Origin of the sequence: Pontibacter fetidus, from assembly GCF_010119545.1 — a bacterium.
GTDB lineage: Bacteria > Bacteroidota > Bacteroidia > Cytophagales > Hymenobacteraceae > Pontibacter > Pontibacter fetidus.
Genome location: NZ_JAAEAA010000017.1, coordinates 70,761 through 86,422, shown reverse-complemented (window position 1 = coordinate 86,422; position 15,662 = coordinate 70,761). Strand labels below are relative to the sequence as shown.

Below are 15,662 nucleotides of genomic sequence, written 5' to 3'. Positions count from 1 at the left end.
GAAGCTAAAAAATATGTCGCTAATTTATACTTTTGTTTCTATTTATGGCTAAATGGCTGCATTGTTAAATGGTTGAAAAAGGTACGTCAGAGAATAACAATTTAACCATCAGGCAATTTAACAATTAAGATATGATACAGTTTAAAGAATTTACGCTTGATAACGGGTTGCGCGTGATCGTGCACGAAGACCATACCTCGCCGATGGCAGTTTTAAATGTGCTGTACGATGTAGGCTCGCGCGATGAAGTGGAAGAACACACGGGTTTTGCCCATTTGTTTGAGCACCTGATGTTTAGTGGGTCTAAAAACATACCGGTGTATGACGAGCCCTTACAGCGTGTAGGCGGCGAGAACAACGCCTTTACCAGCCCGGACATTACCAATTACTACCTGTCGTTGCCGGCACAAAACATAGAAACCGGTTTCTGGCTGGAGTCGGACCGCATGATGGACCTGGCTTTTAGCGAAAATGGACTGGAGGTGCAGCGCAAAGTAGTAGTAGAAGAATTTAAACAAACTTACCTGAACCAACCTTACGGCGATGTGTGGCTGAAACTACGCCCGCTGGCTTATAAAAACCATCCGTACAAATGGGCAACTATAGGTAAAGAGATCAAGCACATCGAAGATGCTACCATGGACATCGTGAAGGCATTCCATAAAAAGCATTATTCGCCAAGCAACGCTATTTTGGTAGTAGCAGGTAACATCACCTTTGAGCATGCCAAAGAGCTGACCGAAAAATGGTTTGGCCCGATACCAGCCGGCGAAAAGTATACTCGACAGATACCATACGAGCCCAAGCAAACCGAACCGCGCGTGCTCGAAACTACAGCTGATGTACCACTCAGCGCCATCTACAAAACCTACCACATGCCACACCGCAACCATCCGGATTATTATGCGATCGACCTGATCAGCGATATCCTGGGCCGTGGCAAGTCGAGTAGGTTATATGAGCAGTTGGTAAAAGAGCAGAAGTTATTCAATTCAATTTCGGCATCGGTTACCGGAAGTATAGAGCCAGGCTTACTGATCATACAAGGCAAGTTGAATGAAGGCGTAGACCTGCAGGAAGCCAACACTGCCATTGAGAAAATAAACCAGGAACTGATGGATACGCTGGTGGAGGAGCAAGAGCTGAACAAAGTAAAGAACCAGGCAGAAACCAGTTTGGTATTCTCTGAGATAGAATTGCTGAACCGCGCCATGAACCTGGCGTATGGTAAACTACTGGGCGATGCCAACTTTGTAAACACCGAAGGCGAAAAGATACAAGCCGTAACACCTGCTGATATCCAGCGTTGCGCCAGAGAAATACTTGACCCAAATAACTGCTCTACACTGCTTTATAAGGCAGAAAAGAAAGAGAAGGAAGTAACGGAGGAAGTATAAGTTATAGTTACCAATAGTATAAAAGCGTGCGGGTCATAGATTTGCACGCTTTTATATTTTACTTTTTTGTCATTTCGACGAAAAAAGAAATCTCTTATTTCAAATTGTCGTTTCCAGACCTAGCAGCGTGCGCAGCTCCTGCTAGCGTCTAATGGTATAGTTGATCAATTGTCATTCCGAGCATAGTCGAGGAATCTTATGTGTCTTATAGTTGACATTACTTGCTATCTGAACCAAGCCTTCCTTTCAAACTTCTTGTATTCCTGGGAGCTTTAGTCACCTATCGTTTCAATCTAGCTTTGGTGCCCTCACGGCCGGGAGGCCCCGCCTTCGGGCATCGCGCTGCTGCCTTCTTGCCACACTCGTGCCTCGTGTTGGCTACGCCACCGCAACAAGTCAAAGGCGCTCAACCCAAAGACTGCGATCTTTCTACTATTGACCTGCATCTATAGTTGAACTTGCTCGCGTCGACATTGATCGTGGCTATAATTCCGTAGGGACAGGTCGCGACCTGTCCGATCTTAGGCTGTAACTATAGAACTATAGTTTGTGAATTGGTAAAGGCATAAAAACTCCATCTCCTGGCAGGAAAGGGCTGAGTAAGGTGATAGTGTCCCGGGATGTGGTAAGATGTGATTAAATAGATAACCACTATATTAAACCTTACCAGATGGCAAATGTCAAAGAAACCATACCTATACTATAGCAAAATCGTATTTTTCGATTAGATTTACTTTTACGACACTTCGCTTAACTATAAGCGCTTACCTATACCTATGAAATTAAAGATCAGAACCGGTTTCGGTTACGATGTGCACCAGCTGCAGGAAGGACTTGACTTCTGGCTAGGCGGCATTAAAATTCCACATACACATGGCGCACTTGGCCACTCCGATGCCGACGTATTGGTACATGTTATCTGCGATGCCCTGCTAGGTGCTGCCAACATGCGCGACATCGGTTTCCATTTTTCAGACAAAGACCCACAATATAAAGGCATCGACAGTAAGATTTTACTAAAAGAAGTGGTGCACCTGCTCGCCCGCGAAGGCTACGAAATTGGCAACATCGATTCTACCATTTGCCTGCAGGAGCCTAAGGTAAACCCGCACATCCCGGAAATGAAAGCCTGCCTGGCAAAGGTAATGGGTATTCCGGAACACGATATCTCTATTAAGGCAACTACTACCGAACACCTGGGCTTTGTGGGTAAAAAAGAAGGCGTTGCCGCTTTTGCAACTGTTCTTATCATCAAACAATAACTGACCTAACTTTTAATTTTCACCTCAGAAACATGAAACATCTCCACACCTACGGTTTTGTGCTGGCTGCGCTGCTTGCTTCGGGTTGCGCCTCAACCAACTCAACAACCGCTAAAGGCCCTGTTACCGACGCCGAAAAACTGCGCGCTGCAGCCACCACCTATGGCCAGACAATAACTGCCGCTGACCTGTCTAAACACCTGACTATACTTGCCTCAGATGCTTACGAAGGACGTAACACAGGCGAAAAAGGCCAGAAAATGGCTGCCGAATACATTGCCCGCGAGTTCAGGGAAGATGGCCTGATGGGACCTGTGAAAGCTGAAGGCACCAGCCCGTATTACCAGACATTTAACCTCGAGAAAGGCACATGGGGCGACGGTTACGTTATGGTTGGCAACAAGAAGTTTACCATGATGCAGGATTTCTTCCCGATGGGTTCTTCTATCTACACCACGGAGCAGAGCGCTACCCCGGTATTTATTGCCGATAACGCCGCCATTGATACCGCCAGCCTGAAAGGCAAAATGCTGGTAACGATGGTTACAAACCTGATGGAGGCTGAAAAGAAAATGAATGACCTGGGACAGCTTGCCCGTAAAGCTGAAGCAGCCAGCGTAATGTATGTACTTGCCCCAGACGCTTTTACCATGATGAACCAGCGCTACGCTAGTCGTTTGCGCCAGGCCTCAATTTCGTTACCTGGCAAAACCAACAGTCGTCGCACTACCACGTTTATGGCCTCACCAGCATTGGGCGCTGCTATTTTAGGCACTACGCCAGCTAAACTTTCTGCTACGGCTACTACCTACAAGCCTGCCACCGATGTTAAGATCTTAACGCAGCGCAACACTACACCACTACCAACCGAAAACGTATTGGGCTTTATAGAAGGCTCTGACAAAAAGGATGAGGTGGTTTTGGTAACCGCACACTACGACCACGTGGGGATAGAGCAAGACGCAGAAGGCGATGACAAGATCTTTAACGGTGCCAACGACGATGGCTCTGGTACGGTAGCGGTAATTGAGCTGGCCGAGGCATTTGCCAAAGCAAAACAAGCTGGTTATGGCCCACGCCGCAGCATCTTGTTTATGACGGTAACTGCCGAAGAAAAAGGTTTGCTTGGCTCTGAGTATTATTCTGAAAACCCGGTGTTCCCGCTGGCTAACACAGTTGCTGACGTAAACATTGACATGATCGGAAGAATGGATTTTGATTATGAGAAGCAGAACGACAGCAACTATATTTATGTGATCGGGTCAGATAAACTGTCTTCGGAGCTGCACAAAATAAACGAGGAAGCCAACCAGAAGTATACAAACCTGAAGCTGGACTATAAGTATAACGACGAGAACGATCCGAACCGTTTCTACTACCGTTCAGACCACTATAACTTCGCAAAGCACGGCATTCCGATCATTTTCTACTTTAACGGTGTGCACGCCGATTACCACAAACCAAGCGACTCAGTAGACAAGATATTGTTCGACAGCGCTGAAAAAGTAGCCCGCCTTGCCTTTTATACTACCTGGGAGCTCGCCAACCGCGACAACCGCATAGTTGTAGACAGCAATAAAAAGTAGACTTTTATAGTTTAGAAGTTAGAAGGTTAGAGAGTTAAAAAGTTAGAGAAGGATTGAGGTTGAAATTATAGTTAGTACCTCGTTAACTATAGTTTTTCTCCTTGATTCTTTAAAACTTAAAACTTTCTAACCTTCTAACTTTTTAACTTTCTAACTTTAAGGGTTTTCTTTTTTATAGTTCAGGCAACTATAAACCAGCCAATACAGTAGGCGAAATAGTTATGAGTAAATTAAAACAGTTTCTGCTCGATTCAGAAACGAAAGCATTCGACCCTAATCACCGCGCCACTATAAAGTTTAACATCGGTAAGTATAATGCCGCTGTGCAGCGTGGCCTCACCCAATATTCTGATCACGAACTCGCCCGCGAGCGTGCCTCTTATATCAAAACCAACACCATTAAGGACCTGGATAAGTACCTGATGGAGTTTGAAGCCAACTTTACAGCCCGCGGCGGTAAGGTTATCTGGGCACGCGATGCGCAGGAGGCTTTAAAAGAGATTGGCGAGATCATGAAGCGTAAACGTGCCAAATCTGTTGTTAAGTCTAAATCGATGATAACAGAGGAAATACACATGAACGAGTTCCTGGAGAAGAACGGCGTGGAAGTGGTGGAAACCGACCTTGGCGAGTACATTGTGCAGTTGGCCGAACAGCGCCCTTACCACATTGTAACACCGGCTATGCACATGTCTAAAAAAGATATTGCCGAGCTGTTTGTGCGCAAGCTTAACATTACCCCCACCGACGATGCCCAGGAACTGGTAGGTGTAGCCCGCCGCTTGCTGCGCGACAAGTATACTTCTGCTGAGGTAGGCGTAACCGGTGGTAACTTTTTGCTGGCAGATGTTGGTGGCGTTTGTGTAACCGAAAACGAAGGAAATGCCCGCTTATCAACCACTTTCCCGAAAACGCACATTGCTATAGTTGGTATCGAGAAGATGTTACCGTCTATTATGGACCTGGACCTTTTCTGGCCACTACTCAGCACCAGCGGAACCGGGCAAAATGTAACAGTTTATAACTCCATTTTTACCGGTCCGCGTCAGCCAAACGAGAAGGATGGCCCGGAAGAGATGTATGTTATTCTGTTGGATAACGGCCGTACTGAACTGATGGCACAACCTGACAGGCGTGAAGCGTTAAACTGTATCCGTTGTGGTGCCTGCCTTAACATTTGCCCGGTTTACAAGAACATCGGTGGCCATACCTACGAGAGCACTTATAGCGGCCCAATCGGTTCGGTACTAACGCCACACTTTAGCGGCATGGCCGAAAACAAACACCTGAGCTTTGCGAGTTCGCTGTGTGGAGCCTGTACCTCGGTGTGCCCGGTTAAAATAAACATACACAACCTGCTGCTGCTAAACCGTAAGCAAAGCGTTGACATGGGCCTTGCCGATAAGCAGGAAAAAACAGCCTTTAAGTTCTGGTTAAAAGCCATGAAAAGCCGCAAACTAATGAATATGGCACCAGCCGGCATCAAAAATTATGTACTGAAATATGTACAGAAAGATACCTGGAGCAAACGCCGCGAACCACTAAAAGTGGCACCAAAGTCTTTTAACCAACTTTGGAAGGAAAGGAAGTAATTGTTGAATTGTTAGTACAACAAATTATAAAAAAGAACGGCCTGCTTAACTATAGCAGGCCGTTCTTTTTTATAGTCTATACCTATAGCATCTATAGCGCGAGCGTCTTCGCTCGTGTTTAATATAGGGTGGACTCCGGCCACAGTAGGTAAGTATAGCTGATCTAATCTACAATCTTAGCGGGCCAGAGGCCCAACTATAGCAAGTCACGAGCGAAGACGCTCGCGCCATGAATTGGCATTGAAAACAGCAACGGCCTACTATAGTTAGCAGGCCGTTGCTGTTTATACTTTAATCGATTTATACTTACTTCAGTTTCTCAAGTGCAGTACGCAATCTGTTAAGCGAGTTTTTAATTTCCTCTAATGAAGCACCACCTACTGAAAGTCTGAACCAGTTAAGATCTGGTGCTGACCCGAAAGCAGAGAACGGTACTACAGCCAGCTTAGCTTCTGAAAGTATATAGAAGGTTATATCTTTACTAGTTTGCAGCAGGTCTCCAGCAGGAGTTGTTTTGCCAGCCAGATCCATCTTAACGGACAGGTAAATGGCACCCATCGGCTCTATGGCATCTACAGCAAAACCATCTGCTTTCAAGTCTTTAAAACCTTTGTAAAGCACGTCCAGGCTATCCTGTATCCTGTGCTTCAAACCCTCCATAAAGATATTCACTTTGTCTGGCTGCTTCAGATATTCGGCAGTAGCTATTTGTTCGGCTTTTGGTGCCCAGGCGCCCACGTGGCCAAGTATAGCTTTCATTTTATCCATCACTATAGCCGGGCCATAGGCATAACCAACGCGCACACCCGTTGCTGCAAAGCTTTTCGAAATCCCATCGATATAGATCACATACTCGCGTAGCTCAGGGCGCAGGTTTACAGGGTCGAAGTGCTGGTGTTCAGTGCCGAAGGTCAGCATCCAGTAGATTTGGTCGTATAGTATGTATAGTGGTTTTTCGCCTTCTTTGCGGCTTTTATTTTCTTCTATTACCAGGTCGCATATTTCCTGCAGATCTTTTTTGGAGAACATGGTGCCCGTCGGGTTTAGCGGAGAGCACAAGGCCAGCATGGTAGCGCCTTTCAGGTGTGGAGCTACATCAGCAGCAGTCGGCATAAAGTTGTTCTCGGCACGGGTCTCCACCATTACAGGCACTGCACCAGACAAATGGCAATAGTGGTTATTGTTCCAGGATGGCGTCGGGAAAACCACTTTATCGCCCGGGTCAACCAGGGCCAGGTACGTAGCATAGATCAGCGGGCGCGAACCACCTGCTACCAGTATATCATTCTCCGGGTACTTCAGGCCCAACTTATCCTCTGTAAATTCGGTTACTGCTTTGCGCAGCACGGCCACACCATTTGCAGGCGGGTAGTTAGTGTGTCCTTCGTTATAGGCTTTGGTTATACCTTCCTTCAGTTCTTCCGGAATGGGGTAAATGCTGGGGTCAAAATCCCCGATGGTCAGGTTACAGATTTGTTCTCCACGTGCGATCATGGAGTTTACCTCACCAGCTACCTTTATAATTTCGGAGCCGATCAGGTTTTGCGCCATTTTTGAAACGGTCATGCTACTTTGGGTTTGGTTACTGCAAGTTACGATTTCCGGAAAAGTATAGCCTACATTGCCAGCAAAAAACCTGTAAAAGCAAACCGCCCGGGCAAGCTGTTATACTTATCCGGGCGGTTGTTCATAGTTTAAACTATATGGCGCGAGCACTAGCAAAGGTTCACCTACTGTAGTCATCATCCCCCTGCCCCCTTCAAAGGGGGACGGTCAGCAATGCGTAATTCAAAAATCGTTTTTACGTTTGCTGATAAAAGTCCCCCTTTGAAGGGGGTAGGGGGATGATTCTACAACACCAGATTTACCACTTATAGTAGCCGTTCTCTTCGCCGTCGTTCAGTATTTCGGCGGCGGTGTTGGGGCTGCGGTTTATATCAGCCAGTTTACGGTGTTTCCAGACAGCTGCCGATTCGCGGACGGTATCCAGGTGTGCATCCGATTTCAGTTTTTCCTCTTCGCGCTTGGCTTCTATCTCAAACTCCTGGCGGGCTGCAAACTTGGCTTCGGCTATAGTTTGCTTCAGGTCGAACTGCTTCTGGCGCTCAGCTACCCGCTGCATTTCCTGGGTGGTGCGTTCATGTTCCACACCTTTCAGAATATCGTCGTAAGGCCCTTTGTTGGTGATGAGTTTGGTAAAGATCGGGGCCGTTTCGAGACAAATGAACAGCAGGGTAATAAAAAACACTGGCAACCATGGCAGTTTATTCAGCGCATCAATGCGCGCCATCAGTCCATCGTAATTCTCAAAACTTGCCTGTCCTTCGGCAACTACTTTATCCTGGTTCTTCATCAGGTCAGCTATTCGCTTTTCTTTTACCAGAATCCTGTCGGCAGCGCTGGCTTGCAGCAGTTTCAATTCTTCGTCTACTTTATCGTACTGGCGCTTTTTTTCTTCGTAAATAGGGCCTTTACCAACTTTGCCGGTACCACCCGTACCATCCGATTCGGCAGCTACCAGTTCGTATAGTTTGTTGCGTTCCTTTATCTTGGCTTCAATCTCGGCACGGATGGCGGTAATCTCAGACTTTACAGAATCTACTTCGGCAAACTGTTTACCTACCAAAGCTTTATGTTGAATGGCCAGTTCAGCCTGCTTCTCTTTAAGTATAGCCTGAATCTCCTTATCAAAAATCTTTAGCTCGAGTGGCTTTGAGATTACAACGGCCAGCACCAGCGCCAGCAGTATGCGTGGGGTAACCATCAACAGCTCTTTCCAGAAGCGGCCCTCTTTGCGGATGGTAGAAACTATAAAACGGTCGAGGTTGAAGATGACCATGCCCCAGAGCAACCCGAAGGCCACAGCCATTACTGCAGAGTCGAAAACGGTATAAAGCGCATAACCGCCCGAAATGCTGGCCAGCACGCCCGTAAAAAATACGGTAGCGCCTACGCCGGCATATTTTGTGTGCTCCGATTTAGAGCATTTTTCAAGAATGGTATCGTCGGCTCCGGCGCACCACCAAAAGAAATTTTTCATGTAAAAAAGTACCCGTACTGCTAAAAACCGGCCCTTAGTTGCCGCCGGTTGTATTTGAGCCTGCAAGTTACTGACTTTTATACTTTTAAGCCTACTATATAACCTGGAGTCATCAAAAAAAACACAACTATAGTTAAAGCTTCTCAGATCAGTTGTTGGCAGTATTTTCTACGGTTTCGTTTAGCTTTTCGTAGAGCAGCAGCGAGGCCATGGCGCTGGCCAACACCATTCGGCTATCTGGTGTTAATTCGGGCTTTAGCCATACGTGACCGTTATTTATGACCTGCACCGCACCAACTATAGTTTCCGCTTCCCTAAACTCGTACCCTATTATCTCAGCCATCGGCATCGACTTGCCCTCGAATTTATAAACCGGGGCTATTGTAAAAGTAGTTGTTCCGTTGGATAGTTCGCCCTCAAACTTTTTGCGTTCCAGGTAATGGCGTGGGTCCACGGTAAGTAAATGCCATTGCCCGCTTTCCGGAGATGTAAAATGGCTGGCATAATACTCCATGTTCGGGGCTACTTCTATCGTTATTCCGGTATTATCTTTAAGTGATTTGTGCTGCAGTTGGCTTGCCCCGAATACGTACCAATTGTTGCCCTGCCCAGTCTGTAAACTGAACTGGTACTGCTGGCTTGCCTTAACATTGTTGTAACTGAAGATCGAAAAACCACTCATGTTTACCCATCCGCGCTTTACATTTGCCACTGTGTAATTTCCAATTGTAAAGCTGCCATTCGGTTTAAAAACCTTACGCCCTTCTACGGGCAATTCCTCGGCCTGCTGCTTAAAAGACGACTCCAGAGCCATTGGCGGCACTGAGCAGGAAGCAAACACCAGCGCGCCCGCCAGCGAAGTGAGTAACAGGTACTTTTTCATTGTTTTATAGTTAGTGTTGATTAGTTCTATAGTTAGGATGACTTTCGGGTAAAATACAAACCCACCCTTAACCCCTCCGAGGAGGGGAATTTTTCTCTGTCATACCGAACACTCTTTAGACGCGAGTCGAAAAAAGCCAGTGTAGCTTTGAGGGATCTTATTTGTCCCATTCAGAAGCTGTATAAGATTTCTCACTTCATTCGAAATGACAATAAGGAACTATAACTTTCTATTACAAAGAGTACTAAACTATAAAAACAGTTGCCTTACCTGTAAAATAAAAAAGGGCAGACAACCACACCGGCTCTCTACCCTTTCAATTCTTAAACTCTCTAACTCCTAAACTCCCAAACTATACAGCGTCTTCGTCAGGCAATATTTCTACATCCTGCACCAGTACAAAGTTTTCTATCTCGCGGGCGCGTGGGGTATTGGCTAGTCCGCCTTCGGCAGTTTCTTTGTATTTGCGTTCCATGCTTTCGCCTACCTCGCCGAGGGCTGCCACACACTGGTCTACCGGTATAACCGGGTCAACGCCGGCAATGGCCAACTGCGACGATGAATAAGCAATAGCGGCCGCACTGGCATTACGCACAATACAAGGCACTTCAACAAGGCCGGCCACCGGGTCGCACACTAGGCCAAGCATACACTGTATAGTTATAGCTACGGCATTAAACACCTGCTGCACATCTCCGCCCAGGCAGTAAACTATACCACCGGCAGCCATGGCAGCAGCGCTACCCGTTTCGGCCTGGCAACCGCCTACAGCGCCCGCCAAAGAGGCATTCTGTTCTATAATTAAAGCTATGCCGGCAGCAACCAGCAAAGCTTCGTGTATCTTTCTGTCTTCCAGACCATGCAGGTCTTGCAGGGTAGTAAAGGCACCCGGCAAAATACCCGATGCACCCGCCGTAGGGGCAGCCACCACGCGGCCCATGCACGAGTTCACTTCTTTAGCGCCTAAGGCCCGCGACACCAGCATCTGGAACTCGGGCGACAATACCGTAACCGGCGAGTTGGCCACTTTTTTAGCGCCATTGTTCACCATACCCGAGCGCGACGTCATGTTTTCGGTGAGGCCGGTCTTTACGGCATCCTTCATCACTTCGTAGGCTTTGGCAATGTTTTCCCAGATAAATTCTTCGGTGCGGCCTTTCTGCTCAATTTCGTATTCGAGTACAGGCTGATATAATGGATCGCCGGTTTCAGCGCAATGCTTTTGCCAGCTTTTAAAGTCGTTGAATAATAATGACATACGTATTTCTTTTTATATACCTGCCACCTGAGCAGCAGGGCGTTAAAGATAAAGCATTTTTCAGGAACGCCCTATAGTTTGCGCCTATACTATAACAATAGTGCAGGACGGTTTTGTTCGGAGCAGCCCTACATACTGTTTACGCAAACCAGCTGTTTCTTCCTGCGTTACTCATCAATATTACCAGCTACAACTATAAACTATGAGCAGCAACTATAAACATGTGTCTATGAAGATATTCGGGAAAGTGCAGGGCGTGTTTTTCAGGGCCAGCACCCAGGAGAAAGCCGAGGAATTACGCCTGACCGGTTTTGTGCAGAACGAGCCCGACGGAACCGTTTACCTGGAAGCCGAAGGCAAACCCGAAACGATAAAACAACTGGAAGCCTGGGCACACAAAGGTCCAAGCCGCGCAAGGGTTGAGAAAGTGGAAGTGAAGGAGCTGGATGATTTAGCTGGGTTTGAGAAGTTTGAGCAGCGGCGGTAACAGCTTTACATTGCAATTCATATTTTATTTTATATATTTATTATACAATAAAATATGTAACCTATGAAACCAAACCACATACTTGACTTACTTTCTGAGCTTAACTTTACTGCAGTAGATTTTGAGACTGCAAATGAAAAGAGAGCAAGCATTTGTTCTATCGGATATGCAAGAGTTCGTAAAGGTGAAATTATAGAATCGAATAGTATCCTTGTAAAACCGCAGGAACTGAGGTTTTCTGCCATAAATGTGGACATTCATAAAATTAATGATGAATCTGTTGCCTCACAGCCAGAATTCTGTGATTTGTGGCCTAGTCTAGAACCTATATTCCAAGATGAGATATTGGTTGCCCATAATGCCGATTTCGACATTAGTGCCCTGACACAAACTTTAGATTTATACAATTTACCCCATCCCAACTTCAGATATATCTGCTCTCATAAACTAGCACAAGAAGCTTTTCAGGATTTAGAAGATTATAGATTAAAAGACATTGCTAATTATTTCGGAATAGAATTCGAACATCATAATAGCCAAGCCGATGCTATAGTTTCAGCTATGATAGCTATTTCAGCTATTCCACTCTTGCCAAAATCAATTTTTCAACTTAGCAATAAAGACCTTACCTCTATCATTTCTAAAAGAGCCTCTATAAATACTCAGTCTTCATTCGATCTAGTTTATCAAGATAAAAAGATTGAAAAGAATTTACTTAAGCCGATACTTGACGTGGCAGATAAGGAAAGTATATTCTATAATCAAAAGCTTGTTTTTACAGGAGATTTAAAATCTATCAGTCGTAGTGAAGCTGCCAAAATTGCGCAACGTATGGGTGCAGATATAAATACAGCAATAAGTGCAAAAACAAATATTGTAGTTGTTGGCTCTAATGCTGGCCCCTCTAAAATGGCTAAGATAGAATCCTTGATTTCAAGTGGTAAAACTATTAGGCTTATATATGAAGAAGAATTTCTTACTTTGATAAACTGATAAATCAAAGTAAACCCTCCCATGCTCCGCACCCTCCTCCAGCAAATCCCATACTTCACCCCGGAAGATATAGCTGCGTTTGAGCCGCTTTGGAAGAAGCAGGTGCACCTGAACCGTTACGATTTTCTGATACGGCAGGGGCAGGTAGAGCAGGGCTTGTACTTTGTTATCAGCGGCGCCCTCCGCATTTACTACCCGCTCCCCGACGAAGAAATTTGTGTTGGCTTTGGTTACCCGAATACGCTGATGATCTCGTTCCCTAGTTTTGTAGATGGCAAACCCTCGGCGTATTATATACAGGCGCTTAAAAAGAGCGAGCTGCTGGGCATCAGCAAAACCGACCTTGTAAACTTAATGGAAGAACGGCCGAACATAAAACGTTTCTGGTACGAGCAACTGGAGAAAGCCCTTGTTGGTAAAATTGAGCGCGAAGTAGACTTACTTTTGCCGGAGCCGGAGCAGCGTTTGCAACGCGTTATGCAGCGCAGCCCACATCTGTTCCAGCATATCCCTAAAAAGTATATTGCCTCGTACCTGCGCATGTCGCCCGAAACGCTGAGCCGCCTGAAGCTGTAAATCTTGATTCCCGTCAAGGATTGGCACCTGTAACCTGCTGTAACTTTGTGGTGTACAAAATAAAACAATGAAGCTATGACTACTTTAGAGCAACTTTCGCAAACCACCAGCCAACTGCAGCAAACTATAGCAAACGAGTTTTCGGCACTGGACCTCGCAGCCCTGAACTATAAACCAGCCCCCGAAAGCTGGAGCATACTGGAGTGCCTGGAGCACCTGAACCGCTACAGCCGCTACTACAACGCTGCCCTAGCCAAAGCCATTACCCATAACGCCGATGGCAACTATGTGCCAAGCATCACCTATAGTTGGTTAGGCAAAAAGTCGCTGGACATGGTGCGCCCGCAGAACGGCAAAAAGCACAAAACGGTAAAGCACATGAACCCCGCCAACAGCGCGTTAGGCCCGGCAACTATAGAGGAGTTTCTGAAGCACCAGCAAGATTTGCTACAACTATTGCAAGCCGCCAAAAACACGAACCTGAACAAGAAAGCCATCCCTGTAGAGTTCTTCAAGCTGCTAAAAATGCGCATCGGCGAAACACTGGAGTTTGTAGTTACTCACCAGGACAGGCATGTGCAACAGGCGTTGAGAGTGAAGCAACAGGCTGTAGTTAAAGCAGCGGCTTAGTTTTAAGAGGCCAGCAATGGCGCGAGCGTCCTCGCTCGTAACGAACTATAGTAGGGGCCTCCGGCCCATTGGTTCAGCCACGGTGGCCGGAGGCTCGCGCTATGGGAAGCAGTAAATTCAAAAATATTATCTCCTAGCGTAATCATCTCCCTACCCCTCCTGAACCAAGTCCGGGATCTGGGACTTCAAAGCCGGACTTTTAACTTTTTTTTGTCATCCTGAAAGGATCTTGTGGGTTTATAGTGAAGGCTTAACTTCCCTTCCACCAAGATTCCCCGAGAAAAGCTCGGGATCAGTGACTTTACAGAATGACAATTATGTTTGAGCATGTTCACGTCAGCAGATAAAGTCCACCTTGGAAGGGGGTAGGGGGATGAAATCGTGGCAAGAAATTATCACCCAACAACTATAACTTCTTCCTTCTCGCCGGTATTAAGGTCTATTTTAAAAAGCTGGTGGCTGTTGGTGCTTGTTACCCATAGTTGCCCGTTCAGGAAGGTGAGATCGTTGGGTTCGTGCAGGCATTCGGTTAAGGTACGCACGCGCTTGCGACTGGTGTCGAGCACTTTTATTTTACCGTTGTAGGTGTCGGCTATGTAAATATCACTATCAATGCGGGTAAGGCCTACACAGTGCTGCAACAGGGCATCTTCCATAGCACCGTCTTCATCACCAAAATCAAATAAGCCGTGGCCAACTATAGTGCGCACCTGCCCTGTTTCGAGGTTTATAGTACGGATGGCGCTGGCCTCGGCATCGGCTACAAATAATAACTGATTGTGGCGGGTAAGGCCGCTGGGCTGGTTAAAACTAGCTTCCAGTAAGGGCCCGTCGGCGAGTGCTTCGCGGCCGGTACCGGCAAAACGCATTATCTGCTCGGTGCCAAGGTGCATGCGCAGAATCTGGTGGTTGCCGGCGCTGGCAATGTACAGGTGGTCATCAAAAACAAGCAGATCCCAGGGGCTGTTCGGGTTAACAGGCTCGCCCAGCTTATCCTCATGGAAATAATATTCGAGTTCGCCGGTGCCAGCTATAGTGGTAACTGTTTTCGTGGCAAGGTCTGCCTTGCGGATGGCGTTGTTCTTGGTATCAGCGATGTAAAGTATGTTGCCGCAGAGAGATAACCCGTGGGGTTCGTAAAAAGTGGCCTCGCTGTAGTTGCCGTCGGTAAAGCCCTGTTTGCCGCTGCCAATCGTTTCCAGTAGCTGCCCCTGCTGGTTTAGTTTGAGGATACGGTTGTGCCCGCTGTCTGCTAAGTATATGTTGCCGTCTTTGTCGTGAATCAGTTTAGATGGAAAGTACAGAGTAGAGTTGCCGGGTTGCTCCACGTGGAAACGCACCGGCTCATAGTTCAGGATGTCTTTAAATTCCTCTTTCAAGCGCAGCAAATAAGGCTGCACTTTGTCGTAAACGCCTTCTCCGGCATGTTGCCCAACTACTTTGCCCCTGGGGTCTATCAACACTATAGTTGGCCATGCTTTTATGCCATACTGGTCCCATAGTTTAAAATCAGCATCGTTTACAACCGGGTGTGTTATGCCAAATTTCCGGATAGCCTGTTTTATAGTTTCGTTCTGCTTTTCAGCATCAAACTTAGCCGAGTGCACCCCAATCACGACCAACACATCTGCAAATTCTTCTTCCAGGCGTCTCAGGTCGGGCACAATATGCTGGCAATTAATGCAGCCAAATGTCCAGAAATCGAGCAACACAATTTTGCCGCGCAACTCTTTTATAGTCCAGTCGCGGTCAGTGTTCAGCCAACCGTGAGCTGTATGTATTTCGGGTGCATTTACGCGGCCTGTCAGCATGGTTTATAGTTTGTAGTTGATGGGTTTATAGTTACCGGGATATAGTTGTAAAGGTTTGTCTTAATCAGGATTTACAGGATTAAAGGATTTTCAGGATTTTAAAAAAATGACCCTCCTTGTCTAAGAAAGGGTAATTAAAAACTCCCC

General features: G+C 46.5%; 13 protein-coding genes. 8 read left to right on the top strand and 5 right to left on the bottom strand.

What is annotated here, in order from left to right; translation table 11 throughout:
• Nucleotides 1–131: 131 nt before the first annotated feature.
• From GWO68_RS13555 to GWO68_RS13540, 4 genes are all read left to right on the top strand, one after another.
• Nucleotides 132–1,397 (top strand): M16 family metallopeptidase, encoded by a 1,266-nt coding sequence (locus GWO68_RS13555; protein ID WP_162346995.1) that lies wholly within the window; start codon nt 132–134, stop codon nt 1,395–1,397.
• A gap of 776 nt (nt 1,398–2,173) precedes the next feature.
• Nucleotides 2,174–2,659 (top strand): 2-C-methyl-D-erythritol 2,4-cyclodiphosphate synthase, encoded by a 486-nt coding sequence (ispF, locus tag GWO68_RS13550; RefSeq protein WP_162346994.1) that lies wholly within the window; start codon nt 2,174–2,176, stop codon nt 2,657–2,659.
• A 32-nt stretch (nt 2,660–2,691) separates the two neighbouring features.
• Nucleotides 2,692–4,245 carry a M28 family peptidase gene (locus GWO68_RS13545; protein ID WP_162346993.1) on the top strand — a complete coding sequence of 518 codons (1,554 nt, stop codon included), beginning with the start codon at nt 2,692–2,694 and terminating at the stop codon, nt 4,243–4,245.
• A gap of 221 nt (nt 4,246–4,466) precedes the next feature.
• The gene (locus tag GWO68_RS13540; RefSeq protein WP_162346992.1) at nt 4,467–5,837 is read left to right on the top strand and encodes a LutB/LldF family L-lactate oxidation iron-sulfur protein; all 1,371 of its coding nucleotides are present in this window, start codon (nt 4,467–4,469) and stop codon (nt 5,835–5,837) included.
• A gap of 306 nt (nt 5,838–6,143) precedes the next feature.
• On the opposite strand, the gene GWO68_RS13535 is transcribed toward GWO68_RS13540, so the two are convergent.
• The 4 genes from GWO68_RS13535 to sdaAA all read right to left on the bottom strand — a co-directional run bounded on the left by GWO68_RS13535 (nt 6,144) and on the right by sdaAA (nt 11,018).
• Complete coding sequence (locus GWO68_RS13535; RefSeq protein WP_235942065.1) at nt 6,144–7,403, bottom strand: pyridoxal phosphate-dependent aminotransferase; 1,260 nt, start codon at nt 7,401–7,403, stop codon at nt 6,144–6,146.
• A 298-nt stretch (nt 7,404–7,701) separates the two neighbouring features.
• A complete protein-coding gene (locus GWO68_RS13530; RefSeq protein ID WP_162346991.1) occupies nt 7,702–8,877 on the bottom strand; it encodes a DUF4407 domain-containing protein in 1,176 nt (391 codons plus the stop codon).
• Between the two features lie 148 nt (nt 8,878–9,025).
• Nucleotides 9,026–9,760 (bottom strand): hypothetical protein, encoded by a 735-nt coding sequence (locus GWO68_RS13525; protein WP_162346990.1) that lies wholly within the window; start codon nt 9,758–9,760, stop codon nt 9,026–9,028.
• 352 nt (nt 9,761–10,112) lie between these two features.
• A complete protein-coding gene (sdaAA, locus tag GWO68_RS13520) occupies nt 10,113–11,018 on the bottom strand; it encodes an L-serine ammonia-lyase, iron-sulfur-dependent, subunit alpha (RefSeq protein WP_162346989.1) in 906 nt (301 codons plus the stop codon).
• A gap of 202 nt (nt 11,019–11,220) precedes the next feature.
• Here sdaAA and GWO68_RS13515 point away from each other — a divergent pair, with 202 nt between their 5' ends.
• The 4 genes from GWO68_RS13515 to GWO68_RS13500 all read left to right on the top strand — a co-directional run bounded on the left by GWO68_RS13515 (nt 11,221) and on the right by GWO68_RS13500 (nt 13,704).
• Nucleotides 11,221–11,505 carry an acylphosphatase gene (locus GWO68_RS13515; RefSeq protein ID WP_162346988.1) on the top strand — a complete coding sequence of 95 codons (285 nt, stop codon included), beginning with the start codon at nt 11,221–11,223 and terminating at the stop codon, nt 11,503–11,505.
• 63 nt (nt 11,506–11,568) lie between these two features.
• Nucleotides 11,569–12,498 carry an exonuclease domain-containing protein gene (locus GWO68_RS13510; protein WP_162346987.1) on the top strand — a complete coding sequence of 310 codons (930 nt, stop codon included), beginning with the start codon at nt 11,569–11,571 and terminating at the stop codon, nt 12,496–12,498.
• 21 nt (nt 12,499–12,519) lie between these two features.
• Complete coding sequence (locus tag GWO68_RS13505; RefSeq protein WP_162346986.1) at nt 12,520–13,074, top strand: Crp/Fnr family transcriptional regulator; 555 nt, start codon at nt 12,520–12,522, stop codon at nt 13,072–13,074.
• Between the two features lie 75 nt (nt 13,075–13,149).
• Nucleotides 13,150–13,704: a DinB family protein gene (locus GWO68_RS13500; protein WP_162346985.1), complete on the top strand. Its 555-nt coding sequence runs from the start codon at nt 13,150–13,152 to the stop codon at nt 13,702–13,704.
• Nucleotides 13,705–14,099: 395 nt separating this feature from the next.
• On the opposite strand, the gene GWO68_RS13495 is transcribed toward GWO68_RS13500, so the two are convergent.
• Nucleotides 14,100–15,515, bottom strand: a complete 1,416-nt coding sequence (locus GWO68_RS13495) for a thioredoxin-like domain-containing protein (RefSeq protein WP_162346984.1) — start codon at nt 15,513–15,515, stop codon at nt 14,100–14,102.
• Nucleotides 15,516–15,662: the final 147 nt, after the last annotated feature.

Coding starts and splice junctions, on each gene's coding strand:
- GWO68_RS13535 (WP_235942065.1), bottom strand. CDS start 7,403: ATGACCGTTTCAAAAATGGCGCAAAACCTGATCGGCTCCGAAATTATA.
- GWO68_RS13515 (WP_162346988.1), top strand. CDS start 11,221: ATGAGCAGCAACTATAAACATGTGTCTATGAAGATATTCGGGAAAGTG.
- GWO68_RS13530 (WP_162346991.1), bottom strand. CDS start 8,877: ATGAAAAATTTCTTTTGGTGGTGCGCCGGAGCCGACGATACCATTCTT.
- GWO68_RS13555 (WP_162346995.1), top strand. CDS start 132: ATGATACAGTTTAAAGAATTTACGCTTGATAACGGGTTGCGCGTGATC.
- GWO68_RS13510 (WP_162346987.1), top strand. CDS start 11,569: ATGAAACCAAACCACATACTTGACTTACTTTCTGAGCTTAACTTTACT.
- GWO68_RS13505 (WP_162346986.1), top strand. CDS start 12,520: ATGCTCCGCACCCTCCTCCAGCAAATCCCATACTTCACCCCGGAAGAT.
- GWO68_RS13525 (WP_162346990.1), bottom strand. CDS start 9,760: ATGAAAAAGTACCTGTTACTCACTTCGCTGGCGGGCGCGCTGGTGTTT.
- GWO68_RS13540 (WP_162346992.1), top strand. CDS start 4,467: ATGAGTAAATTAAAACAGTTTCTGCTCGATTCAGAAACGAAAGCATTC.
- GWO68_RS13500 (WP_162346985.1), top strand. CDS start 13,150: ATGACTACTTTAGAGCAACTTTCGCAAACCACCAGCCAACTGCAGCAA.
- GWO68_RS13545 (WP_162346993.1), top strand. CDS start 2,692: ATGAAACATCTCCACACCTACGGTTTTGTGCTGGCTGCGCTGCTTGCT.
- ispF (WP_162346994.1), top strand. CDS start 2,174: ATGAAATTAAAGATCAGAACCGGTTTCGGTTACGATGTGCACCAGCTG.
- GWO68_RS13495 (WP_162346984.1), bottom strand. CDS start 15,515: ATGCTGACAGGCCGCGTAAATGCACCCGAAATACATACAGCTCACGGT.
- sdaAA (WP_162346989.1), bottom strand. CDS start 11,018: ATGTCATTATTATTCAACGACTTTAAAAGCTGGCAAAAGCATTGCGCT.